Annotated in this window: 23 protein-coding genes, 1 tRNA gene, 1 other RNA gene and 1 pseudogene; 12 read left to right on the top strand and 14 right to left on the bottom strand. The window is 39.1% G+C overall.

Going from position 1 to position 22336, the window contains the following annotated elements; genetic code table 11:
* Positions 1-442, bottom strand: a 442-nt coding sequence (locus QME58_10170; GenBank protein ID MDI6804195.1) for a hypothetical protein, incomplete at its 3' end; no start/stop codon positions are given.
* Positions 443-614: 172 nt separating this feature from the next.
* Here QME58_10170 and rimO point away from each other — a divergent pair.
* From rimO to QME58_10145, 5 genes are read left to right on the top strand one after another with little or no spacing between them, the layout of a single operon-like run.
* Positions 615-1916 carry a 30S ribosomal protein S12 methylthiotransferase RimO gene (gene rimO / locus QME58_10165; protein MDI6804194.1) on the top strand — a complete coding sequence of 434 codons (1302 nt, stop codon included), beginning with the start codon at positions 615-617 and terminating at the stop codon, positions 1914-1916.
* A 1-nt stretch (position 1917) separates the two neighbouring features.
* A complete protein-coding gene (locus QME58_10160) occupies positions 1918-3195 on the top strand; it encodes a GWxTD domain-containing protein (protein ID MDI6804193.1) in 1278 nt (425 codons plus the stop codon).
* A 26-nt stretch (positions 3196-3221) separates the two neighbouring features.
* The gene (locus tag QME58_10155; protein MDI6804192.1) at positions 3222-5030 is read left to right on the top strand and encodes a POTRA domain-containing protein; all 1809 of its coding nucleotides are present in this window, start codon (positions 3222-3224) and stop codon (positions 5028-5030) included.
* Positions 5031-5033: 3 nt separating this feature from the next.
* On the top strand, positions 5034-5660 hold the full coding sequence (locus QME58_10150) for a ribonuclease HII (GenBank protein ID MDI6804191.1): 627 nt from the start codon (positions 5034-5036) through the stop codon (positions 5658-5660).
* A gap of 4 nt (positions 5661-5664) precedes the next feature.
* A complete protein-coding gene (locus QME58_10145; GenBank protein MDI6804190.1) occupies positions 5665-6018 on the top strand; it encodes a YraN family protein in 354 nt (117 codons plus the stop codon).
* A 100-nt stretch (positions 6019-6118) separates the two neighbouring features.
* On the opposite strand, the gene QME58_10140 is transcribed toward QME58_10145, so the two are convergent.
* The 12 genes and pseudogenes from QME58_10140 to hrcA form a co-directional block, all read right to left on the bottom strand.
* A complete protein-coding gene (locus QME58_10140) occupies positions 6119-6427 on the bottom strand; it encodes a zinc ribbon domain-containing protein (protein MDI6804189.1) in 309 nt (102 codons plus the stop codon).
* Positions 6428-6600: 173 nt separating this feature from the next.
* Positions 6601-6879, bottom strand: a pseudogene (locus tag QME58_10135) (DUF3137 domain-containing protein).
* Positions 6880-6904: 25 nt separating this feature from the next.
* Positions 6905-8638 (bottom strand): NAD-dependent malic enzyme, encoded by a 1734-nt coding sequence (locus tag QME58_10130; GenBank protein ID MDI6804188.1) that lies wholly within the window; start codon positions 8636-8638, stop codon positions 6905-6907.
* Between the two features lie 33 nt (positions 8639-8671).
* Positions 8672-10312 carry a phosphoenolpyruvate carboxykinase (ATP) gene (gene pckA / locus QME58_10125; GenBank protein ID MDI6804187.1) on the bottom strand — a complete coding sequence of 547 codons (1641 nt, stop codon included), beginning with the start codon at positions 10310-10312 and terminating at the stop codon, positions 8672-8674.
* A complete protein-coding gene (locus tag QME58_10120; protein MDI6804186.1) occupies positions 10309-11526 on the bottom strand; it encodes an aminotransferase class I/II-fold pyridoxal phosphate-dependent enzyme in 1218 nt (405 codons plus the stop codon). Before QME58_10120 ends, pckA begins: the two co-directional genes overlap by 4 nt.
* Before the next feature lie 206 nt (positions 11527-11732).
* Positions 11733-12218 carry a pantetheine-phosphate adenylyltransferase gene (coaD, locus tag QME58_10115; GenBank protein ID MDI6804185.1) on the bottom strand — a complete coding sequence of 162 codons (486 nt, stop codon included), beginning with the start codon at positions 12216-12218 and terminating at the stop codon, positions 11733-11735.
* Positions 12215-12775, bottom strand: coding sequence for a 16S rRNA (guanine(966)-N(2))-methyltransferase RsmD (gene rsmD, locus QME58_10110; protein MDI6804184.1), 561 nt, complete (start codon positions 12773-12775; stop codon positions 12215-12217). The genes coaD and rsmD overlap by 4 nt, the downstream gene beginning before the upstream one ends.
* A 2-nt stretch (positions 12776-12777) precedes the next feature.
* A complete protein-coding gene (locus QME58_10105) occupies positions 12778-13650 on the bottom strand; it encodes a hypothetical protein (GenBank protein MDI6804183.1) in 873 nt (290 codons plus the stop codon).
* Between the two features lie 27 nt (positions 13651-13677).
* Positions 13678-14151 carry a helix-hairpin-helix domain-containing protein gene (locus QME58_10100; protein MDI6804182.1) on the bottom strand — a complete coding sequence of 158 codons (474 nt, stop codon included), beginning with the start codon at positions 14149-14151 and terminating at the stop codon, positions 13678-13680.
* A 9-nt stretch (positions 14152-14160) separates the two neighbouring features.
* Positions 14161-15336, bottom strand: coding sequence for a molecular chaperone DnaJ (gene dnaJ / locus QME58_10095; GenBank protein ID MDI6804181.1), 1176 nt, complete (start codon positions 15334-15336; stop codon positions 14161-14163).
* Positions 15337-15338: 2 nt separating this feature from the next.
* The gene (locus QME58_10090; protein MDI6804180.1) at positions 15339-15887 is read right to left on the bottom strand and encodes a nucleotide exchange factor GrpE; all 549 of its coding nucleotides are present in this window, start codon (positions 15885-15887) and stop codon (positions 15339-15341) included.
* Between the two features lie 31 nt (positions 15888-15918).
* Positions 15919-16950, bottom strand: coding sequence for a heat-inducible transcriptional repressor HrcA (gene hrcA / locus QME58_10085; protein ID MDI6804179.1), 1032 nt, complete (start codon positions 16948-16950; stop codon positions 15919-15921).
* Positions 16951-17094: 144 nt separating this feature from the next.
* Between hrcA and QME58_10080 the strand changes: the two genes are divergently transcribed.
* From QME58_10080 to QME58_10065, 4 genes are all read left to right on the top strand, one after another.
* Positions 17095-17167, top strand: a tRNA-Ala gene (locus QME58_10080).
* A 201-nt stretch (positions 17168-17368) separates the two neighbouring features.
* Positions 17369-17467: signal recognition particle sRNA small type (gene ffs, locus QME58_10075), an RNA gene on the top strand.
* 29 nt (positions 17468-17496) lie between these two features.
* Positions 17497-18687, top strand: a complete 1191-nt coding sequence (gene rho, locus QME58_10070; protein ID MDI6804178.1) for a transcription termination factor Rho — start codon at positions 17497-17499, stop codon at positions 18685-18687.
* Positions 18677-19627 (top strand): hypothetical protein, encoded by a 951-nt coding sequence (locus QME58_10065; GenBank protein MDI6804177.1) that lies wholly within the window; start codon positions 18677-18679, stop codon positions 19625-19627. The genes rho and QME58_10065 overlap by 11 nt, the downstream gene beginning before the upstream one ends.
* A gap of 63 nt (positions 19628-19690) precedes the next feature.
* Here the strand turns inward: QME58_10065 and QME58_10060 are convergent, their stop codons facing one another.
* Positions 19691-20983, bottom strand: coding sequence for a hypothetical protein (locus QME58_10060; protein MDI6804176.1), 1293 nt, complete (start codon positions 20981-20983; stop codon positions 19691-19693).
* Positions 20984-21154: 171 nt separating this feature from the next.
* Between QME58_10060 and QME58_10055 the strand changes: the two genes are divergently transcribed.
* The 3 genes from QME58_10055 to QME58_10045 all read left to right on the top strand — a co-directional run.
* A complete protein-coding gene (locus QME58_10055; protein MDI6804175.1) occupies positions 21155-21424 on the top strand; it encodes a hypothetical protein in 270 nt (89 codons plus the stop codon).
* Positions 21425-21429: 5 nt separating this feature from the next.
* Complete coding sequence (locus QME58_10050) at positions 21430-21552, top strand: hypothetical protein (GenBank protein ID MDI6804174.1); 123 nt, start codon at positions 21430-21432, stop codon at positions 21550-21552.
* A gap of 237 nt (positions 21553-21789) precedes the next feature.
* The coding region (locus tag QME58_10045; GenBank protein ID MDI6804173.1) for a hypothetical protein at positions 21790-22336 on the top strand (547 nt) is incomplete at its 3' end.

Below are 22336 nucleotides of genomic sequence, written 5' to 3'. Positions count from 1 at the left end.
ACTTTTCCCTAATGGCGGTCATTAGAAATTTATAGCCTATTGAACAATCTGGGTTAAAATTAATACTTGGATTACTACAGCTATCCGTCCCCCTAAATGGAGGAAATGAATAGAACACTCGTCTGACCAACACAGCATAAGCAGAATCAGAAAGTCCGGGATAACGCTGCTTTTGAGAATTCAATACCGATTCGTAGTTTGTTTTCCAGTAATCATCTAAAGGTTTCTGAAATCGTTCATAGGTAAGACTATCATACTCTGCCTGTGATCTAATGACAACATTTAGTTGGCCACCAATTGAAACCAGATCCGTACACTGCATTCGAACTTCCATGAATGGAACAGGTGTAGGTACCTCGGGCATAGGTGCTGAACTATATTCCTTACAACAAAAATGTGAAAAAAGAATTATCAAAGAAATGAAAATGTGACTATCTTTCATATATTCTCCTTTGTATTTTATTCATGTGTTCCAATAAATTGTATCGACTGAATTTCTCGCATATCATCCTCAGTTTTTTGTTACAACTCTATTAATCATACAAAAAGTATATATTAAAAACAAAATACATAATAAATTTTTTATTCTCTCACAATTTTATTAAATTTTTAATGTGAAAACTATTACTCCCAAAATTGCCGTTATTACACTCGGTTGTGCCAAAAATGTTGTCGATTCCGAAGAACTATTAAGACAAATTGACTCCAGCGATTATTCAATCGTAAACAATCCCGATGATGCAAACGTCGTAGTGATAAATACATGCGGATTTATCAACGATGCAAAATCAGAATCAATTGATACGATTCTGCAAGCCGCCGAACTACGGAAAAGTGGCAAACTCGATAAGCTTGTCGTGATGGGCTGTCTTTCCGAAAGATACAAAGCTGATTTGCAAAAGGAAATTCCTGAAGTCGATGCATTCATCGGCGCCAATAAGATCGATGTAGTTACAAACGAACTTGGTATAAATTTTCGATACGAACTATTAGGCGAACGTCATCTCACCACACCAAGTCATTATGCTTACCTGAAAATTTCGGAAGGGTGCGATAATCCATGCTCATTTTGTTCAATCCCGATTATGCGTGGCAAGCATATTAGTAAGCCGCTCGAACGTGTAGTAAAAGAAGCTGAACGGCTTGTTGCATTGGGTGTGAAAGAATTAATTTTAATTGCTCAGGATACAACTTATTATGGGTTAGATATTTATGGAAAACGTTCGCTCAAAGAGTTGCTTGAACGTTTAAGTAAGATTGATGAGGTTGAATGGTTACGATTAATGTATGCCTATCCGGCAAAATTTCCATTAGATATACTGGATTTGTTTGTTGGAAATAATAAACTTTGTAAATATATTGATATACCGGTTCAACATATTGCTGATAAAGTTTTGAAGTCGATGCAGCGCGGAATAAGCTCGCGCGAAACGCGTAAGTTGTTAGAAAAAATCAAATCGAAAGTGCCCGGTATCGCTTTGCGGACTTCTTTGATCGTAGGTTATCCGACTGAAGGAGAAAAAGAATTCGATGAATTGGTTGACTTTGTGAAAGAATTTGAATTCGATCGGTTAGGTGTTTTTAGCTACTCGCAGGAAGAAAATACAATTGCTGAACCTTTAGGCGACCCTGTACCTGACGAAATAAAGGAAGCCCGAAAAAATAAGATTATGGAAATTCAGAGTGAAATTTCGTTCAAGAAGAACCGCAATCTTGTTGGGTCAGAAATGAAGGTGATAGTTGATAGCAAGACCGCTTCGGCGGCTTACTGCCGGAGCGAATTTGATGCGCCGGAAGTCGATAACGAAATAATCGTTGAACCGCCTGCTCATATAAAAGTAGGAAATTTTTATAAGGTTACTATTGTTGATAATTTTGAATATGATTTGTTTGCTGAAATTAAAAAACAGAAATAATATGAACTATAAAATACTTCTAATAATACTGTTAACTGTTTTCGTTTCTTTTTCAACAGTATCACAGGTTGAAACTCACAAAGCTGCTGAAATTGGAATACCCAAAATTTTTATCGAGGTACTCGGTTTTGCTTCAGATGTTCCTAATGAAAGCCGGCTTGATGTGTATATCCAAGTTCCATACGACGCAATATTTTTTGTTAAAAATGCCGACATCTTTCTCTCCAATTATGAACTCACAGTAAATATCTACGATGTATCTAACAACTTGGTCAAAGAAAAGTTGTGGAACGAATCAATCAAAACATCTACTTACGAGGAAACAGTTTCGCCCAAGCTTAATAAGCTTAGTCAGCAATCGTTTCCGTTGCCCCCCGGAAAGTATCGATTAGTGGTTCAAATCAGGGATATTGAAACAAAAAAAGCGGCAAAATTTTCACGGAATGTCGAGTTACGCGATTTTCGACAACAGCAATTCACAGTTTCCGATGTAATGCTTCTGAGCAAACTTACAGTCGAAGGTGAAAAAAAGATCATCATTCCGAATATTTCAGGGAATGTTGTTGATTTAGGAGAAGGTTTTTTTGCTTTCGCCGAAGTTTATAATTCCACAAATGCTGATTCAGTAGAAATTGTATTTGAAATCTCTAAAGATAAAAAGAAAACTTTGAGAACCGGTAAAGAGACACAACAGTTAGTTAAAGGAAAAAACAGTTTGTTTTTTAAAATCAATTCCGTTGATTTACCGATGGGAGATTATACGTTGGAGATTAAAATGAATCCCAGTATGCAGCCAACGACTACTTCGATAAGCAGAAAGTTTTCAATTCACTGGCGAGGTATGCCTGTATCAATCGTTGACCTCGATGCAGCTATCGACCAAATGACTTATATCGAACAAGCATCCGAAATTGCACGGATTAAAAAACTACCATTCAATGAACGGTTAGAAGCTTTTAAAGAATTTTGGATAAAGAAAGACCCCACCCCTAACACGGAACGAAACGAATTGATGGAAGAATATTATTCGCGAGTCGAATATGCTAATAAAAATTTTAAACACTACATCGCCGGCTGGAAAACAGATATGGGGATGGTTTTTATTGTTTTCGGTGCGCCCAACAATGTCGATCGCCATCCGTTTGATATCGATTCTAAACCTTACGAAGTCTGGTATTACTACGAATTAAACAGGCAATTCGTTTTCGTTGACCAAACCGGCTTCGGTGATTATCAGTTGACAACGCCAATCTGGGACGTTTGGCAAAGACCAAGATGAACGACTAATCAATTTTCTTACAACCGATGAGAGAAATCGTAATCCGGCTTTCGCTATTTTTCTTTTTCCTTCAAATCTTTACTGTAAACGTAAGCTTCGCTCAACGGCAAACTAAAATTCGTAATATTGTTTTCTCACAATCTATTCCCGTTTATTCAGAAGATTTTCTTCTCAATTATGTCTCTTCAAAAAATAATAATATCTTCAATATAGAAACATTAGAGAAAGATTTAGAAAAGCTTCGTCATCTTTATATTACAGATTGTTACTACTTCTCCGGCGTTGGTATCGATTCATTAAATTATTTTGATGATAGTTTATTTGTAAATATTTTCATACGTATCGAACCGCATCAAAAATCTTTAATCAGGAAAATCAAATTGAGCGGGAATACAATATTTACAACCGACAACATCTTGATAAACTTCAGCACAACCACAGGGAGTTGCTTACAAAAAACGTTACTCGAATCCGATATTTATAATCTTGTAACGAGGTATGAAGAAACCGGCTATCCGCTTGTATCAATTGATGTTACAGACATATCTATCGCGAACGAAGAAAGTGCTATTGATGTAACATTGGAAATTGAAGAGGGGCTAAAAATCAGGATCGATAAGATTCATATAGAAGGAAACACCGAAACCGAAAGCGAGGTAATCATTCGGGAGACTCGTATTCAGCAGGGAGAATTTTATTCGCAATCAAAAATTCAGAAAATTCCACAACGGTTGAACCGGATGCAATTGTTTTCGTCAATCAGCGAACCTCAGATATTTCTTTTGCAAGACTCAAATTCCGTTGTGGACACAATTTTATTGTCAATTAAAAAGGCATCTCGAAAAACCGGACTACCTGCATCGTCAGGTTTGTTGATTAAAGTAACTGAAGCAAATACGAATTCTTTTGATGGTGTTGTTGGGTATCTGCCCGGCTCGGTTTCCGAAAAAGGATATTTTACCGGACTTGTGGATGTTACGATGCGGAATCTTTTTGGCACTGCACGCAAGCTGAATGTAAAATGGCTGAAAGACGAACGGCACTCGCAAGAAATTGGAGTCCGTTATGCTGAACCTTGGTTTCTAAATTATCCTGTAAATCTTGCGGGCACATTTTTCCAACGTCAGCAAGATACAATTTATGTGCGGCGATTTATTGAGCTTAAATCTGAACTCATGATCAGTGATTTGTTTTCAGTAGGAGTGTTGTTCAATCAGGAAAACATTATTCCATCATCCGAAACTGCAACCCGGTATGTAAACAGCAGCGGAACCGCCTCGATTGGTTTCGATGTTCATTATGATTCTCGTGATAATATTTATAATCCCACGAGCGGCATAAACTATAAATCCGATTATCGTTACGGGCGAAAAGAAATTTATACTTTAAATTCAGTTCAAAATGTTCAGCGAATCGGAATCGATGTTGAAGTGTTTCAGGAAACTTTCAGGAGACAGGTTGTAGTCGTCGGGTTGCACGGTAAAGAACTGCGTGCAAGTACTGTAGAGGTGAGCGACCTCTTTAGATTCGGTGGTGCGAACACATTGCGAGGGTATCGCGAAAATCAGTTCCTTGGTTCCCGGATAATTTGGTCGAATTTGGAATATCGTTTTATAGTCGGCAGCAAGTCGTTCTTCTCCGCCTTTTTTGACGCAGGATATTATTCAAGAAATAATAGCGACTTGAATATTATTACAGAAAGTGTTAAATATGGTTACGGCATAGGTATGCGAATTGAAACTGCTTTGGGCATTATCGGTGTAAGTTTGGCGCTCGGTAAAGGCGATACATTTAATCAAGCCAAAATTCATTTCGGATTAATAAACGAGTTTTAACAGATGAAACATATTAAAGAAAGTTTAACAGCATTAACATACGAACGCGAGCTTTGGCAAACGGGTAAACGCTTTGTTGCCGGGGTTGATGAAGCCGGTCGCGGACCGCTTGCAGGACCTGTCGTTGCAGCGGCTGTTGTTTTCCCTCGTGAGCTTGTGATTGATGGGATAAAAGATTCTAAAACTTTAAGCGAAAAAAAACGGACTGACCTGTTTGAACAAATTCATCTGAAAGCTTTGAGTATCGGAGTGGGAATTGTGGATCATGCTCTGATTGATGAAATAAATGTTTTAAATGCAACATTCAAAGCAATGCACAAAGCTATTGGTGAGTTGGAGCCTGCACCTGAACATTTGCTCGTGGATGGTCCTTACTTTGTCGAATTGAATATTCCCGCCCTCAAAATAGTAGATGGCGATTCTAAATGTTTTACAATTGCTGCCGCTTCAATAATAGCAAAAGTTATACGTGATAATATGATGATTGAATACGATAAATTATATCCGCAATACGGTTTTGCTAAACACAAAGGCTACGGTACCGAAGAGCATATTGAAGCGATACGAAAATATGGTTTCTGTGAAATACATAGAAAGAGTTTTAAAATACGCAGTCTAAACTCCGAATAATTTTATGCCTCACACGCGCGAAAAAGGAAAAGGGGCGGAAGAAATTGCAGAGAAGTTTTTAGTTGAAAAAGGTTTTAAAATAATTGAGCGGAACTTCTATTTTGGCCGGGGTGAAATTGATCTTATTGCTGATGATAACGGAATAATCGTTTTCATCGAAGTTAAATCGCGAAAGTCAGTAGAGTATGGAGAACCCGAAGATTCTATCACGATTGGAAAGCGGAGGCAAATCAGGAAAGTTGCAGAAGGTTATTTGTATGAAAAAAACATTTCAGGTGTAGAAGCAAGGTTTGACGTTGTAGCAATCAAATGGGAGACGAGTGAACCTGTTATTAATTATTATCCGAATGCTTTTTAAGCGATGATGGTTCGACTCACCGTCTTTCGACGGTTCGCTCACCACAGGGCGGTGAGCGGTGAGCATGGAACTATGAACAATGAGTTATATAAATCAAACCTTATTTTTTTTCCGCAGATGCCGGTTTTTCCGTTGAGGTATCTTTAGATGTAGTTTTTACTTCAGTCTTGCTTGCATCTTCTGTTTTTTGGGGCTTGTTATTTCCTCCTGCCGGAGATGAGTTGCTCTTCTTATAGTCGGTTAAATAAAAACCGCTTCCTTTAAAAATTAAACCTAATCCACCACCAATCATTCTTGAAAGTGATGATGTATTACAGGACGGGCACATCGTCAGTGAATCGGCTTTTATACTTTGAAACTCTTCAAATTCGTATTCGCATCGTTTGCATTTATAAGCGTATGTTGGCATATTTTCCTAATCGTATTAGTAATTATATATTCTGGCTTGAAAATATATGAAAATTCGGGGTTTTAAACAAACTTGGGTTGGCTGTTAATTAGAGATCTAATTTCGGGTCGTTTTCATATTCAGGGTTTCTGAAAATAAAGCGAAGAGGTTTTTTAAACGTTCAACATCTTTAATAATACCATACCTAAATTACTGAAAATATTTTTCCTGTAAACTTTAAATCGGAATCCATCAACATTTACATAAGGTGCCCGCATTCGAGTATATACGGTGCTACTCTTTCCTGTTGATACAGTATAAACATCCAAAGTTATAGTCCACTCTTTTACTTTTACAGTAACTTTGTTGCCTTTCCAAAAACCCCCTTTGATAAAGGTGCTGTCGATTTCGTTGCAGAGTTGCTGCCAAACTTCATCTCGACTAATTCCAAATATGCGTCTTAAGAAGGTCATTTGATTTTTATTTAACAATTATTTATCAGCATAAGAAATCGGAAGTTTTACCCGGTCTAAACGGATAATACCTTGGCTCCCACTGAGCTTTGGCTATTATCTTTTCGTACTGCTCATCTTCCAACAACCTACCTAAACCTGATTCTCGAGCTTCGAGCGCGACTGCTTTGGCAACTTGCCGGGATACGAACCGGATATCTTTCATATCAGGCAGTAAAATTCCTTTGCTTAATTGTTCTTCTGTTACAAGATTTGATAATGCTTTACTGGCTGCAAGAAACATTCGGTTTGTAACTTTGGGAGTTGTGCTGACTAGCGCACCAAGTCCAACACCCGGAAATATGAACATATTATTACACTGCGATGTAACGTGTTGCTTACCGTTATGTTCGACTGGTGGGAATGGACTTCCTGTTGCAATTAATCCTTTGCCGTTGGTAGCTCTTATAACTTCGTCGGGTGTGCATTCCGATTTTGATGTCGGATTCGATAATGCTAAAATTACAGGACGTTCATCGTTTTGAGCTGCCAGTTTTAAAATTTCCTCACCGAACAATCCACTTTTTGCTGTAACTCCAATCAATACAGTGGCTTTTGCATTCTTAACTACATCCATTAATGTAATTTTGTCTGGTGTTTCAAATTTCCAATTAGCTACTGTCGAAAGTTTTTGGGCGAATGGTTTTTGGTGGTCTTCTAAACCCGTCGTATCTTCTAAAAGTAGGCCATCAATATCGATTGCAAAAATTCGGTTACGTGCATCTTCTTCCGATAGTCCTTCTTCTCTCAACATCACTTTTATGTTGGATGCGATTCCGGTACCAGCTTGTCCCATTCCAACAATCACAAATCTTTGATAGCCTAATTTTTGTTTTTTAATTTTCATAGCCGATATTAAAGTCGCAAGTGTAACGGCGCCCGTCCCTTGGATATCGTCGTTGAAGGATAAGATTCGCTCGTGGTATCGTTCCAATAATTTAAATGCTTTGTGTTTGGCAAAATCTTCCCACTGTAATAAGGCGGATGGGAAATTTCTTTTTACACCCAAGACGAACTTCTCGATGAATGAATAATATTCCTCGCCTTCGAGACGTTTTTTTCTGTGTCCTAAATACAACGGATCTTTTAAAAGTTTTTCGTTGTTCGTTCCGACATCAATACAGATGGGTAAACAGCAAGCGGGGTGTAAACCGCCGGCAGCTACGTAGAGATTTACTTTTCCGACAGGAATTCCCATTCCGTCGGAACCTAAATCGCCTAAACCAAGAATCCGTTCGCCGTCGGTTACGACTATCAGATTAACTTCTGGCAGAGAAATGCTCGAAAAGATTGCATCTATGTTGGCAATATTTTCGGGTGTAATGTATATTCCACGATACCTGCGTGTTATGTGGCTCATTTGTAAGCAAGCCTGTCCGACAGTTGGGGTATAAACTATCGGAAGCATTTCTGTTAAATTTCCGGTTAGAAGTTTGTAGAATAAAGTCTCACTTCTGTTTAGTAAACCCTGTAAGTAGATATATTTTTCCATCTCGTCGGGCTTCCGGCGATACATTAGTACGCTGCGGGCAAGTTGATTTTCGATTGTATTAATACCGGAGCGTAACAATCCTGATAAACCCAAGCTCAATCGTTCTTCAACTGTAAAAGCCGATGCTTTGTTAAGTAGGGGGTCGTTCAGAATCTGTTGTCCGCGTAAATAGACTTCAAAATATTCTTCACCTGTTAAAGGGTCGATTTTTATTGTAAATGTTTTCATTCCTCTATGCTCTACGCTCCCCGCTCACAGCTCTTACACCTTCGGTCCCGCCTTAATAACTTCTTGCGGACAGCCAGCTTCGTATTTCTTAAAATTTTCAATGAACCGACCTGCAAGTTGCTTGTATTTATTCATGTGGGCTTCTTTGCTGTTCCATGACGATGCAGGATTTAGAACAGTAGCAGGAATATCTCCGCAAGTTTCAGGCACTTCGAAACCGAAGATCGGATCTTTTTTGAACTTAACCTTGAGCAATTCACCGCTCAGCGCCGCGTTCAATAATTGACGCGTGTACTTTATGCTTATGCGTTTGCCAACACCATACGGTCCGCCAACCCAGCCGGTATTTACTAACCAGCAGTGAGCGCCATACTTCAGCATTTTCCGTTTTAGTAAATCGGCATAAACGGCTGGATGATGTACCATAAACGGCGCGCCAAAGCAGGCGCTAAAAGTTAGCTCCGGCTCTTTCCCAAGTCCCATCTCGGTGCCTGCAACTTTTGTAGTATAACCTGACATGAACTGATACATCGCCTGTTCGGGTGAAAGCTTTGCTATCGGTGGCAATACTCCAAGCCCATCGCATGTTAATAGAATAATGTTCTTTGGATGTCCGCCCATTTTTTCAGGTACACCGTTGTCTATATATTCGAGAGGATATGAAGCACGAGTGTTTTCGGTAATCGTTGCATCGTCCAAATCGATCTTGCGTGTTATCGGATCGTAAACAACATTTTCTAAAATTGTTCCGAATTTCTGAGTGCAGGCATAAATCTGCGGTTCAGCAGTGGGGGAGAGAGCAATAACTTTTGCGTAACAACCGCCTTCAAAGTTGAAGATGCCTTCATCACTCCAGCCGTGCTCGTCGTCGCCTATAAGTCCGCGATTTGGATCGGCAGAAAGAGTCGTCTTACCCGTACCGGATAATCCGAAGAAGAGCGCAGTATCTTTTTCTTTTCCGATGTTTGCTGAGCAGTGCATCGGCATTACTCCGTCCAACGGCAGTAAGAAATTCATAACCGTGAAAATAGCTTTTTTAATTTCGCCGCCGTAAGCAGTGTTGCCGATAATGCCTATTTTCTGCTCGAAGTTGAGAAGTATGAATGTTTCGGTCGATGTCCCATCTATTTGCGGAAGTCCTTTGAATGATGGTATCGACATAATTGTGAAATCGGGAACGTGTCGTTTATATTCCTCTGCTGTTTTTGGCAGGATGAACATATTCCGTGCGAACGCGCTATGCCAGGCTTTTTCTGTGATGATGCGGATTGGTAAACGATATTCTTCATCAGCGCCCGCATAGCAATCCTGCACAAATAAATCTCTGCCTTGCAAGAACCCTTGCAATCGACTCAACACCTCGTTGAACTTATCCTGATTGAACGGTCGGTTGTATTCGCCCCACCACACTTTATCCTGTGTGGATGGTTCCTTTACAACAAATTTATCGTTAGCAGATCTTCCGGTATGCTTTCCTGTGTGGGCAATGATTGGTCCTAACTTTGAAATTCGGGCTTCACCACGGAAGGTGATTTCTTCATACAGTGCTTCAATCGGTAAATTCCAATAAACATTGTTAAGATTCGTCAAGCTGTGATTATCAAGCCCGTACTCGCTCTTAAGTGCTCTGGCTTGGTCTTGAGCCGGTGTTTTAATGTTTAGTAAATTGTTCATAACCAATCCCTCACTAATTTTCTTTCGCCAATAAATATTTCGTTGGGTGAATTGGGATCGAGTGCCCATTTAATTCGTTCGATGCCTTGTTTGATCTCCTTTATTGTTCCGCAGTAACTCAGACGTAAGTGTCCTTCCATTCCGAATTCTTTTCCGGGAACAGTAACAACGAGAGCTTTCTTTAATAAGAATTTCGAAAGCTCAAGTGAGTTCTTGTTGTAGACGCTGAAATCAGGTAAACAGTAAAATGTTCCATCTGGTTTTGTCGTTTTGATTCCAGTAAACGATTGAAGTTCCTGCATCATAATGTTGCGGTGATTCTCTATCATCAAGCGCAATCCCTCGACGATGCTCTGTATTCCCATCAGCGCACCTTCGGCCGCCGCTTGTAGAATTACTGAAGTCGTTGTTGTAATCTGTCCTTGAACGTTTGTCATAATTCCAGTGAGAGCTTTGGGCGCAACCGTCCAGCCAATCCGGAAACCTGTCATTCCATAAAGTTTCGAGATACCATTCACGACGATAATTTTAGAATTTTCTAAAGTATTCTTTGTGTACTTGTATGGAGAAATTGGTTTTCTTCCATCAAATATCAGTTTATGATAAATATCGTCCATGATGGCGTAAATTCCTTTGCGCTCACAGAACTCTATTATCTCCGCAATAAATTCTTCTTTATACATAATGCCCGACGGGTTGTTCGGGCTGTTAATGATAATCGCTTTGGTGTACGAGCTGATTTTTTGCTCGATGTCTTTCATTCGCGGATGGAACGAGCCGTCTTCCGGTGTTACAATAACGGGAACGCCGTAACACATCCTAACCATTTCTGGATAACTAACCCAATATGGTGCAAGGATGATAACCTCTTCCTGCGGATTTAATAAAGTGAACAGAAGATTAAAGACCGATTGTTTTGCGCCGGCAGAGACGATGATGTTTTCAGGTGAAACCATTTTATCATAATTCTCTTCAGTATATCTGATGATTGCTTTTTTAAGTGATGGTGTTCCGTCAGCTGGCGTATATTTCACGTCGCCGGTATTAAGTTTCGCTGCGGAACTCAGGATGGCATTAATCGGAGCTTTATTTTTTGGTTCACCGGCTCCTAAGTGAATAACTGCTTCGCCTTTTTCTTTCAGTAGCCGGGCTTCTTCGGTTAGTCGCAGAGTGGGCGATTCAGCTATAGATCGCGCAAGTTGACTTACATTCATTTATTAATAATCCTCATATTTTTTTATATTTTGTAAAAATAATAAGAACGGTGTTACTAGCAACATATTCGTTTTTGATTGATACATATTGAATTTGATGGAAAGAACCAACAATGAACTTTGGTGTTTTAATTTACTTAATTTTAGGGAAATTTCAAAAAAGGGAAAAGGGATTTTCTTTCTCTTCCCTGAATTTCTGAAGAACGTTATACGTTCTGAACTTTAGATTTCAAAATCTTTTGAACATAAGCCGGTACGAAGCTCGATATATTACCGTCGAGTTTTGCAATCTCACGAACTATCGAGGAATTAAGGTAAGTGTGCTTCTCGTGAGGCATAAAAAATATTGTAGTAATATCGTTTGCTAATTTACGGTTCATCAACGCCATCTGTAACTCATACTCAAAATCGGAGACGGCACGTAACCCGCGAACCAATGCTATGGCTTTTTTCTTTCGGGCATATTCTACAAGCAACCCGTCGAAATATTCAGCTACAACGCGCTTTCCATATTTTTTTGTAACATTTTTTACCATGTCGAGTCGCTCCTCGTCAGTGAAAAGAGGGTTTTTTGCTGTATTGTGAGCAATTGTTACGATTACTTTATCGAATATTTCCAAAGCTCGTTCTAAAACATCGATATGTCCGTAAGTTATGGGGTCGAAGGTTCCGGGGTAAATTGCGATTTTCATTTTTTCTCCATTATGTTGTGAACGAAAAACGATACCACTGTATTTCCAAAATCTTTTTTAATTGCTTGGATGTATTTATCGGAATTTTCAAAAATCATTTTTTTTGTATGCTCAATTATCAGAAAGCCGCTGGTGTTTAATAAATTATTCGTAAAAACTTTTTCGGGAATGCTCGTTGTAAATTCATAAACGTAGGGAGGGTCGGCAAAAATCAAATCGTATTTTTCCTCAGTTTTGCTTATAAACTTAAAAGCATCCGTCTGGATGATACGGCTTTTATCTGATAATTTTAACTTTTCAATATTCGATTTAATTAACTCGATAGATGATCTTGAATTATCAACGATAGTAGCAAAGGCGGCGTAACGGCTCAATGCTTCGATGGCTAAACTACCGGTGCCTGCAAATAAATCGAGAACCCGCGCATCTTCGAGTTTCAAACGTGTTTGTAAAACATTAAATATTGTCTCCTTTACCCGATCGGTAGCCGGACGGATGTCCAGTTGGCGGGCAGATTTTAATTGATGACCTTTAAAAATTCCTGAAATAACACGCATAATCAAGGTTTCCTGAGTGCGATTCCGACGGCTGGCACGAACCGCTGGACATTATTTACAAACCTGTCGTAGTTTCGTACCGAAGAAATATTTAACCGGCGAAATGGATTTAGAATTGAAATGTTGGGCGAAACATCTCTTCTTAGTTTTCCTAAAACCTCAGCAGACGCTTGGTTGCCATAAATAAATATCGAATCATAAACCTTACCCGACAAAGAGTTTTTTAAATATTGTACACCCGCTCCAATATCCGATTCTGTACGCCCATTATATTCTATCAAATGCCCGTTGGAGTATCGACTGTATTCGACACTCGATCTTGTGAGTCCGACAACTACGCATTGTTGATTTTTGATTTCAGGTTGAGTAAGCAGGAGAACATCTTCAACAGCAAATTGTGTAGCATCTACAATATTTAAATTTAAATTTCGTTGGGCAATATATTCATGAATTGCATAAACTAAAGTTCTTTTTACCGTAACCGAAATAATGTCATTGATTTTTCTATCATCGAATGTTTTCAATAGATGTGTATCGCTGATGTATTCTTGCGGATGGAAGTTTGGTATATGTTGAGAAATTTCCCAATTCACATGTTCGTTTTGTTCAACTTTTGTCAAATTTGAATCTATCGGAAAATTGTGTATGAAAAGAAACTTTTTATCAAGTGCTACCGATACGCTTTGAGGACGTTCGAAAATTGTATCACTTCGCATAGCTAACGGTTTTAAAAACCAGATTTCCGATCTGTCAAGTTCGGTTTTCTGGTATTCTTCCAAATATATCAACTCTATTTTATAGTCGTTGATTTTCAGGACAACGAAATGTGCGATATCGTCTAAAACACTAATCCCCGCAGTAATTTGTTGTGGCATATTTTAATTATTTCCTGATTTTATTTTTTACTTTTCAAGTGTAAGGTACATCGCTATTTTTTCTAATTTCTTTTTTCCGATCCCTTTTACTTTTAATAACTGGTTGATGTCATCGAACCCGTTGTTTTCTTCACGGTATCTGATAATCGCCTCGGCGGTCATTGCGCCAATTCCCGGCAGTTTCATCAGTTCGGTTTTATCAGCTTTGTTCAACTTAATGCTTTTTTCTTTTGGCAAAGATTTTTTTTGTTGCGATGGGAGAGGGACATTTTCGTTGATGGGAATATTATCGCCTTGCGATAAATAAGTATTCTGTGAAAGTGAATGGAATTGTGCATCACTTTCTGAATAATCGAAAGTTCTCCCGGCTTGTTCATTCGTATTGGCTTTGTATATTTTAATACCGGCGCCAATTACAAAAGCTGCTGCTAAAAATATGATAACCCGCAGCTCGTTTTTCGTAAAACCAATTTTTTTATTTATCGATTCGAGAATATTCATAATTATATTTTAAGAAAAAGCATCTCGGAATTTTTCAAAAAAACTTTTATCTGAATTTGCCGATTTATCACCTTCACGAGGTTTCATCGTATCACGGCTCAGTAACTCTTTCAGCATTTCTTTATCTTTTTGAGTGAGTCGGGTGGGGGTCCAAACATTGATTCGTATTAATTGGTCGCCTCTCCCGTAGCCGTTGAGTTGAGGAAGTCCCTTTTCCCGCATTCGGAGAACTTTACCGGATTGAGTACCCTGTTCGATATGTAACTTGGCTTTGCCGGTTAGTGTCGGAATTTCAATATCTGCGCCGAGTGCGGCTTCGGGAAAACTGATTAATAAATCTAAAATAATATCGTTACCTTGACGAACAAAAATGTCGTGTGCTTCTTCTTCAATAATAACTAAAATATCACCGTTCGGTCCGCCACGCTTTCCTGCATTCCCTTGATTCCGTAACGGTATATAATTGCCTTCGGAAACACCGGCGGGAATATTTATTTTGATAGTTTTTTCGCCGTGCACCCGACCTTCGCCGCGGCACTCGGGGCATAAATCCTTTATAATCTTCCCTTCGCCGTTGCAGTTATCGCAGGTTGATATATTTACAAATTGTCCGAATACTGACCGCGACACCTGACGTATCTCGCCGCTTCCGTTACATGAGGGACATGTAGCACGCGAGGCATTCGATCGGGCTCCGCTTCCGCCGCAGAGTTCACAAGTTTTGTATGCTTTTATCTTTAGCTTTTTCTCGACACCGGTTGAAATTTCTTCGAGGGTAAGTTTCAAATGGACTTTTAAGTCGGCTCCCGGGACACCGGTCTGCTGCTGCCTTCTTTGCCTAGAACCTCGACCGCCAAACGCATCTTCAAAAATACTTCCACCAAAGGCGCTTCCGAAAATATCGCCGAACGATGAAAATATATCATGAATGTCTGTATAACCATGAAAATCTTGTCCGGCACGCAGCCCTTCATGACCAAACCTGTCGTACCGCTGTCGCTTGTCGGCATCACTCAATACTTCGTATGCTTCGGCAGCTTCTTTAAACTTCTCTTCGGCTTGTTTATTATTAGGATTTCGATCGGGATGATATTGCATAGCAATTTTTCGATATGATTTTTTTATATCATCCTGTGAAGCGTTTTTTGAAACTCCGAGAATTTCGTAATAATCGCGTTTCGCCATAATTAATCAGCCCCGCCTTCTTGCTCGCTTATTTCACCGGAGACAATGACTTTTGCATGACGTAACACTTTGTCGTGTAATGTGTATCCGCTTTCAACTTCTTTGATCACAATGTTAGGAGGAGTAGTGGAATCGGTGTTAGGCATAACCATTAAAGCATCATGTATATTTACATCGAAAGGTTGCCCGGTAGTGTTCATTTTAGCTAAACCTTGTTGTTCAAGAATTTTCAGCATCTTGTTATAAATAAGGTCGATACCCTGAAAAAATGGATCGTTCGGCGAATCAGTATTTTCTTCCTGCGCGTGCTGTAGGAATCTTTCGAAATCGTCTAAAACTACAAGCAGCTTTTCGATGAGGTTTTCGTTCGCGAATCTTGTAATGTTGTAGAGGTCGTTTTCAATTCGCTTTTTGTAATTATCGAATTCAGCTGCCTTTCTTAAAAGTTGATCTTTTAGATTGTCGGTTGCTTTTTGTAACTCAACAATACGATCGTTCAATAATTGTATTTCATTAACTTCTATATCTTGAATATTGTCGTTATCTGCCATTTGGTAGTTGTAAAAATCCTTTCTGTTTATATTAATTTTTAGATGATACGAATTCGGTAATGCATCCTACGAGAGGAATGAGTCGCTGATATTCCATTCTCTTCGGGCCAATGATGCCAATTGTTCCTTTAGTTTCTCCGATTTTGTAGGAAGAAATAATCATGCTGTAATTTTGAAGTTTTTCGATATCATTTTCTGAACCGATTAAAATAGTAATTCCATCAGCACTCACTTTTTCTTCGTATCTATCTATTATGTGGATGATAATATCTTCGTTATCGATAAGTTCGATAATACTGCGAACTTTTTCGGGGGATTCGAATTCAGGTTGAGCTAAAATATTTTTTGCTCCACTTATATGCACTCGTTCTTTTGATGAAAAATCGCTGAATAATTTATCGGTGTTTCCGAGGAACAAGCGGATTAATCCTGTTTCTTCATTCTCGACATCTTTAACTCTATCGTAAAAAGTATCCCGTATTTCTTTAAGAGTTAAACCGGATAATCGTTCGTTTAAATAATTTGTGATTTTTTCCAATTGACTCTGACGGATGTCGGATATGAATTCCATTGTAATTGTTTTCATGACAAGTGATTCGATTGTCAGAATAACAAGAATTTTCGAACTCGATATTTGTATAACTTCTATCCTATTCAGTCTGCCGGTAATCAGATGCGGCGACGATACGATACTTAGTTGATGCGAGATGCGGCTGAGTAATTTGCCTGTCTCTTTCAATAAATCATCAGTATCAGAAAAACCTTTTAAATCATGATATATAGTTTCTTGTTCGAGTTTGCCTATTTCATTAATCTCTATCAGCCCATCAACATAAAGGCGATAAGCTTTATCGGTAGGAATTCTACCTGCCGACACGTGCGGGTGCGAAAGAAATCCTTGCTCTTCAAGGTCTGCCATAACATTCCGGATGCTTGCGGAGCTTAAACCTAAATCCGACTGCTTTGCTAAAAGATTCGATCCAACCGGGGTTGCAGTTAAAATAAAGTTTTGGATAATATATTTTAGAACTTCTTTTTGTCGTTCTGTCAATTCATCAAACATACGAAAATCAGTGTAAAAGTGAAAAAATCAATAAATTTCATATAAAAAATACACATTTTTAGACTGTTAGTCAACTTTATTTTATTTGTGTCAAATACATTTTTCTTGGAAAAATAAGAGTATATATTTATATTGATTGGACTTGGGGCTGTAGCTCAGCTGGGAGAGCGCCTCGTTCGCAACGAGGAGGCCGTCGGTTCGATCCCGATCAGCTCCACTTCGAATTTTGCTAAACTTAACGAACAAAGTGATGTTAAGTTTATTGCAAAATTCAGAACCCCGCTCATTTGATCCATATAGGAAAAGCGGGAAGCAGCGGTAAGTTACCGAAAGTGTAACACAGGGTAGCTTGACGATAGCTAAAGCAAACAGAAAAAACAGGCAAATTACAAAACATAATAATTTTAGATAATTTAGAGGTCAAGTCCTGTGCAACCGTAAGTAGCCCAACCCCGCCAGGTCCGGAAGGAAGCAACGGTAAGTTACCGAAGGTGTGACACAGGGTAGCTTGACCTCTTTTATTTAATAATTGAATTTTACACAAACTTGAAAACTAAAAACACTCAGAATATTTTATCACCATCATCTTCCGAAAAATATTTCACCGGAATACTTGAAATTGTCAGAAGTAATAAAAACGTAAACCATCATTTCTCATCGGGCGGAAGACTAATTAAAATATCGGTTGAGCTGGAAAAAGATTACGACTCGCCGAACGTAAATGGCAAACTTATAAAACAATTTAATCTTCGGCAAGGTGTTTTAGTGGATTGCAAAGTTCAGAAGTTCAACGGATTTTTGGAAGTAACTGAAATTCTTACAGTCAACAGTTTGTTGCCGGAAGAATGGCTGAAGTGTGAGGAATTTCAAACAGGTACTGCGGTGGATGCCTCCGAACAAATAGTTTTAACTACCGAACCGAACGAGTATTCCCTAAGGATATTTGATTTGCTCTGCCCGATCGGTAAAGGACAGCGGGCTTTAATAGTCGCCCCACCCAAAGCAGGGAAAACAATACTGCTTAAACAAATTGCTAAGTCAGTCGGTACTAACCATCCCGATATCTCGTTGATTGTGCTGCTGGTTGATGAAAGACCAGAAGAAGTAACAGATTTCCGGCGCTCGGTAAATGCAAAAGTGTTTGCAAGTTCGAGCGATAGCAGCAGAGAAAGCCACGTCCGAATTGCATCGCTTGTTTTAGATTATGCGAAAAGGGAAGTCGAAACCGGTAAGGATGTAGTTCTGTTGATAGATTCGTTGACGAAGATGGGGAGAGCATTTAATGCTTTTCAACCGGGCAGCGGTCGAACAATGTCGGGTGGTGTTGATATACGTGCACTTGAGATACCCAAGAAAATATTTGGATCGGCACGCGCACTCGAAGACAGAGGATCTCTTACTATCATTGCAACGATACTCGTTGATACAAATTCGAGAATGGACGAGTTGATTTTTCAGGAATTTAAAGGCACGGGAAATATGGAGCTTGTGCTGAACCGCGAATTGGCAAACCACCGTATCTTTCCGGCGATTAACATTCAGGAGTCGGGGACACGTCGCGAGGAATTGCTGTTCGGCAGGTATACTGAAAAACATTACGCTTTAAGGCGAATGGTAAACAATCTCAAACCGAAGGAAGCAATACTCAACATGATAAAACTTTTGGATATGTATTCTACAAACCGTAAATTACTTTCAAAAATTTCAAAAACAACTTTAGATGATAATGAAAGTTAAATCGTTAAATACAGGTGAGTTCTATATTTCCAGTCCAAAATATTTTGATTTTTGGCGAACTGTTTACAGTCACGGTTGGTGTGCTCTAAAACCGTTTGTCGTTGATAAAGAAAAATCGGTTCTCGAAAGGTTGTTCACTACCCGTAGTGGCGAACTCGTTTATTGTTCTCTCAGTAACCCTGCCCAGAGAAGTATTAAAGTTGAATTTCAAACCGGATACGAATTACATCAATACGAAAAATTCGATTTAATAGATCAAATTGCAAAAGTTTTCCGGCTCGATCAGGATTTGACTGAATTTTATAATGAAGCAAAAAGAGATTTGCGATTCAAGTGGGTTCATAAATTCAAAGCCGGGAGATTGCTCAGATGTCCGACAGTTTTTGAAGATGTTGTAAAAATGATTTGCACAACAAATTGCAGTTGGACGCTAACCGAAATTATGGTGAACAACCTTATATCGAAATTGGGTAAGGAATTTACTACCGTTACATCCGACGGTAAAAAATTTATTGCATATTCATTTCCGACATCTGAAGCAATTTGCAATGTTAATGAAAAATTTTTACGCGGAGAAATTAAGATGGGGTATCGCGCTCCTTATTTACTTGAGCTTGCTCGAAGAGTTAATTCGGGAGAGGTAAATTTAGAAGCATGGAGATCCGATACCTCGCCAACTGATATTTTATACAAAAAAATGTTGGATCTAAAAGGGGTGGGTCCCTATGCAGCTCAGAATTTGCTCAAACTCCTGGGTAGGTATGATTATTTGGGTATCGACAGTTGGAGCCGTGCAAAGTTTTTTGAAATTCATAAAAACGGAAGAAAAGTCTCCGATAAAACGATAGAAAAATTTTATGAAAAATACGGTAAATGGCGGGGGCTGTTTTACTGGATGGATGTTACAAAACACTGGTACGAACATCAGTTTCCGTTTTGAATGATAAAAAAAGGCAGTTGATCAACTGCCTTTTTTATTTATCAACAACAACAAAGATTAATGCTATCTTCCGCGGGTTCTTGATTCCTTGCTGCCGTCACGTTGTCCGTCGCTTCTTTGTCTGTTCTCGTTTTTCGGCTCTTCGCGATATTCGCGAGGTTTAACTTCTTCTCTCTTTATCTCGATTTCGCGTTCTCTCCGTTCAGGTTTAATTTCGCGTCTCTGTTCGGGAACTTCACGTCGGCTTTCTTCTCTCTGAATTTCGGGCTGCCGCTCTCTCTGGATTTCAGGTCGCCGTTCTTCGGTTTTCCGTTCTGGTTCCGGTTGTGCACGGTATCTTTCAGAACGTTTTCTCGGCTCACTCTGTTGCTGGTTTTCTTTTCTCTCCTCACGATAAATTTCTCGTCCTCTTTCAGTCGGTTCTTTCCTCTCTTGAATCCGTCTGTCATCCGGTCGTTCATTGCTTCTGTAGTCGCGTTTTTCAGAACCACGTTCAGTCTCTTGTCTTTCCGAGCGTTCGCGATAAATCGTTCTGTCAACTTTTTCCAAATCAAGCGTAGAAGTTCTATCCGATTTGCGTGCTTCTATTCTTTCCGGTCTGTTACGCTCTATTTCTCTTTCACTCGGACGGTAAACTTCAATTTTAGGACGATCACCTTCTCTTATCATTCTATCTGTTTTTCTGTCGCGTGTTTCAGTAATCTCGGCAGTTCTGATTCTATCGCCGGTTCTGCGTTCAATAAATTCTCTATCGATTCCGGTGTTTGTTATTCTTTCATTTTCATATCTATAATCAGAGCGGTAACGAGTATCTCCAAAAAAGCGTCGTGATCGTTCAATAGGTTCATAGTAGTCGTTCACACGTGGAGAGCAAAAGTGCCGGTATCTAACAAACGACCAATGATGAACAGGCGATGCCCAATGAGTTGTGAATGTTATCCCGATGTGGATGTTGAAAGTTGCATAAGGTGGCAATGGTGCCCATCCAATGTAATCGTCGTCGTATCTCCATTCAACCCAAGCCGGACTCCAATCGTAACCGGGGGCCCAAACCCAACCATAATAATCATCGTAATGCCAACGCCCATAGTGAAACACAGCCCAACCGTAAGGTTCATACGAAACCCAATACCAGCCTTGTCGCGTCCATGCCCAGCGTCCATCCGAGTATGGCCGCCAATCATATCGAACTCTCATCGGTTTCCATACATAAAAATTACGGTCGATTTCAATCCATTCTCCGTAAGGAGCAAGTGAATTATAGAAAAACCCAAATGATACACGCGATCGGTTGGACGACTGGCTCTCAACTGATATTAGAACCAGTAATCCTATTATTAAAAGTATTTTTTTCATTTTATCATCTCGTTGTTGTTATACATTCAATTTCTTTTAGCTCAATCATCGTGCCAGCCAATTTCTTTGGAAATCCAAGTTATTTTCCATAAATTTATGCCCCAATTGTCTATAATCTAATTCAATATGTCTTTATTGAATACAATACTATTATCAAATTAGGATTTTAAATTGAAATATAAAATATTTGCTGTAGTCTTTTTATTGAGTTCCCTTGAAATATTAGCAGGCGGAAATGTTAAAAAAATCGATGCTTACCGTGTTACAAATCCTCCGGTAGTTGATGGAATTTTGGATGAATTGATTTGGTCGAATACCCAAGCCGCAAAAGATTTTATTCAGCGTGATCCGTTAGAAGGTGAACCGGCTTCGGAAGCGACCGAAGTTCGTGTGTTGTATGATGACGAAGCTTTGTATTTTGGATGCATTATGTTCAAGTGAAGAAAATGTTGAAGAAGGGAATGAATGAATCGGCAATTAAAGAAATCACAGGCAGGACGATGAAAGTTGTGAAAGAATATGTTACATTGTACTATAACTTTCATCCGACTGCTAAATATACTCAATAAATAGCAAGTGCCATTTGGCACTATTGTAGGTAATATCTTGTTATTTCAACAACTCATTTTATATCAACAAGTTGCGGAAAAGTGGGAGAGGAGGATGTAAAATATTTTTTCTTAAAATTTTTACAAAAAACACTTGACTTTCAATATTAGGGGATGTATGTTAAACCCAACAAATAATAACTGCACATTAACAATTAAAAGGATAGCGATGTGTGATATTAGTAAAAGAGGTATAATATGAAACCAAATCAATTAATCATTCAATCTTTAAATCTTTTAATCATAATATTTTTGTTTTGCTGTTTGATTTTATTTACTTCTTGCCGCGAGCGGGTAGTACCGCCCGATGTTCCGCCTTACATTCCGCCGATAGTATTGACTGCTGAGGATGTAGGAGTTGTTGACGCGTTCATTAAAATAAAGTTTGTTGACACAACAGTTAGCCGGACATTCAAACTAACGCGAGATGAAGCTACGATAGTAAGCGCAGAATGCACACAGCCCGACACATTAATTTTAGACGAGGGCTTGTTACCTAAACACACATACAAGTACAGAGCATACCGAGTAGTAAACAATATTTCGGTTGATTCGAGCGATGAGCTAAGCGTGTTGAGTATGGATACAACGAGTCACAATTTTAATTTTGAGGTATTCTATCTCGGAGATGGCAACAGCAGTGTACTTTACGATGTTGCTGTTCTCTCGGACACACTTGCCTACGCAGTTGGGGAGATTTATAAGAGAGACTCAGCAGGAAATTTTGAAACAGAGCCGTATAATA

The organism is Bacteroidota bacterium (assembly GCA_030017895.1).
Classification (GTDB): Bacteria; Bacteroidota; Ignavibacteria; order UBA10030; family BY39; genus JASEGV01.
This window is presented reverse-complemented; position numbering and strand designations above follow the sequence as displayed.

Excerpts from the sequence above, each read along its gene's own strand:
- QME58_10160 (MDI6804193.1), top strand. The coding sequence starts at position 1,918 with ATGAACTATAAAATACTTCTAATAATACTGTTAACTGTTTTCGTTTCT.
- QME58_10155 (MDI6804192.1), top strand. The coding sequence starts at position 3,222 with ATGAGAGAAATCGTAATCCGGCTTTCGCTATTTTTCTTTTTCCTTCAA.
- QME58_10150 (MDI6804191.1), top strand. The coding sequence starts at position 5,034 with ATGAAACATATTAAAGAAAGTTTAACAGCATTAACATACGAACGCGAG.
- QME58_10145 (MDI6804190.1), top strand. The coding sequence starts at position 5,665 with ATGCCTCACACGCGCGAAAAAGGAAAAGGGGCGGAAGAAATTGCAGAG.
- QME58_10140 (MDI6804189.1), bottom strand. The coding sequence starts at position 6,427 with ATGCCAACATACGCTTATAAATGCAAACGATGCGAATACGAATTTGAA.
- QME58_10130 (MDI6804188.1), bottom strand. The coding sequence starts at position 8,638 with ATGAAAACATTTACAATAAAAATCGACCCTTTAACAGGTGAAGAATAT.
- pckA (MDI6804187.1), bottom strand. The coding sequence starts at position 10,312 with ATGAACAATTTACTAAACATTAAAACACCGGCTCAAGACCAAGCCAGA.
- QME58_10120 (MDI6804186.1), bottom strand. The coding sequence starts at position 11,526 with ATGAATGTAAGTCAACTTGCGCGATCTATAGCTGAATCGCCCACTCTG.
- coaD (MDI6804185.1), bottom strand. The coding sequence starts at position 12,218 with ATGAAAATCGCAATTTACCCCGGAACCTTCGACCCCATAACTTACGGA.
- rsmD (MDI6804184.1), bottom strand. The coding sequence starts at position 12,775 with ATGCGTGTTATTTCAGGAATTTTTAAAGGTCATCAATTAAAATCTGCC.
- QME58_10105 (MDI6804183.1), bottom strand. The coding sequence starts at position 13,650 with ATGCCACAACAAATTACTGCGGGGATTAGTGTTTTAGACGATATCGCA.
- QME58_10100 (MDI6804182.1), bottom strand. The coding sequence starts at position 14,151 with ATGAATATTCTCGAATCGATAAATAAAAAAATTGGTTTTACGAAAAAC.
- dnaJ (MDI6804181.1), bottom strand. The coding sequence starts at position 15,336 with ATGGCGAAACGCGATTATTACGAAATTCTCGGAGTTTCAAAAAACGCT.
- QME58_10090 (MDI6804180.1), bottom strand. The coding sequence starts at position 15,887 with ATGGCAGATAACGACAATATTCAAGATATAGAAGTTAATGAAATACAA.
- hrcA (MDI6804179.1), bottom strand. The coding sequence starts at position 16,950 with ATGTTTGATGAATTGACAGAACGACAAAAAGAAGTTCTAAAATATATT.
- QME58_10065 (MDI6804177.1), top strand. The coding sequence starts at position 18,677 with ATGAAAGTTAAATCGTTAAATACAGGTGAGTTCTATATTTCCAGTCCA.
- QME58_10060 (MDI6804176.1), bottom strand. The coding sequence starts at position 20,983 with ATGAAAAAAATACTTTTAATAATAGGATTACTGGTTCTAATATCAGTT.
- QME58_10050 (MDI6804174.1), top strand. The coding sequence starts at position 21,430 with ATGTTGAAGAAGGGAATGAATGAATCGGCAATTAAAGAAATCACAGGC.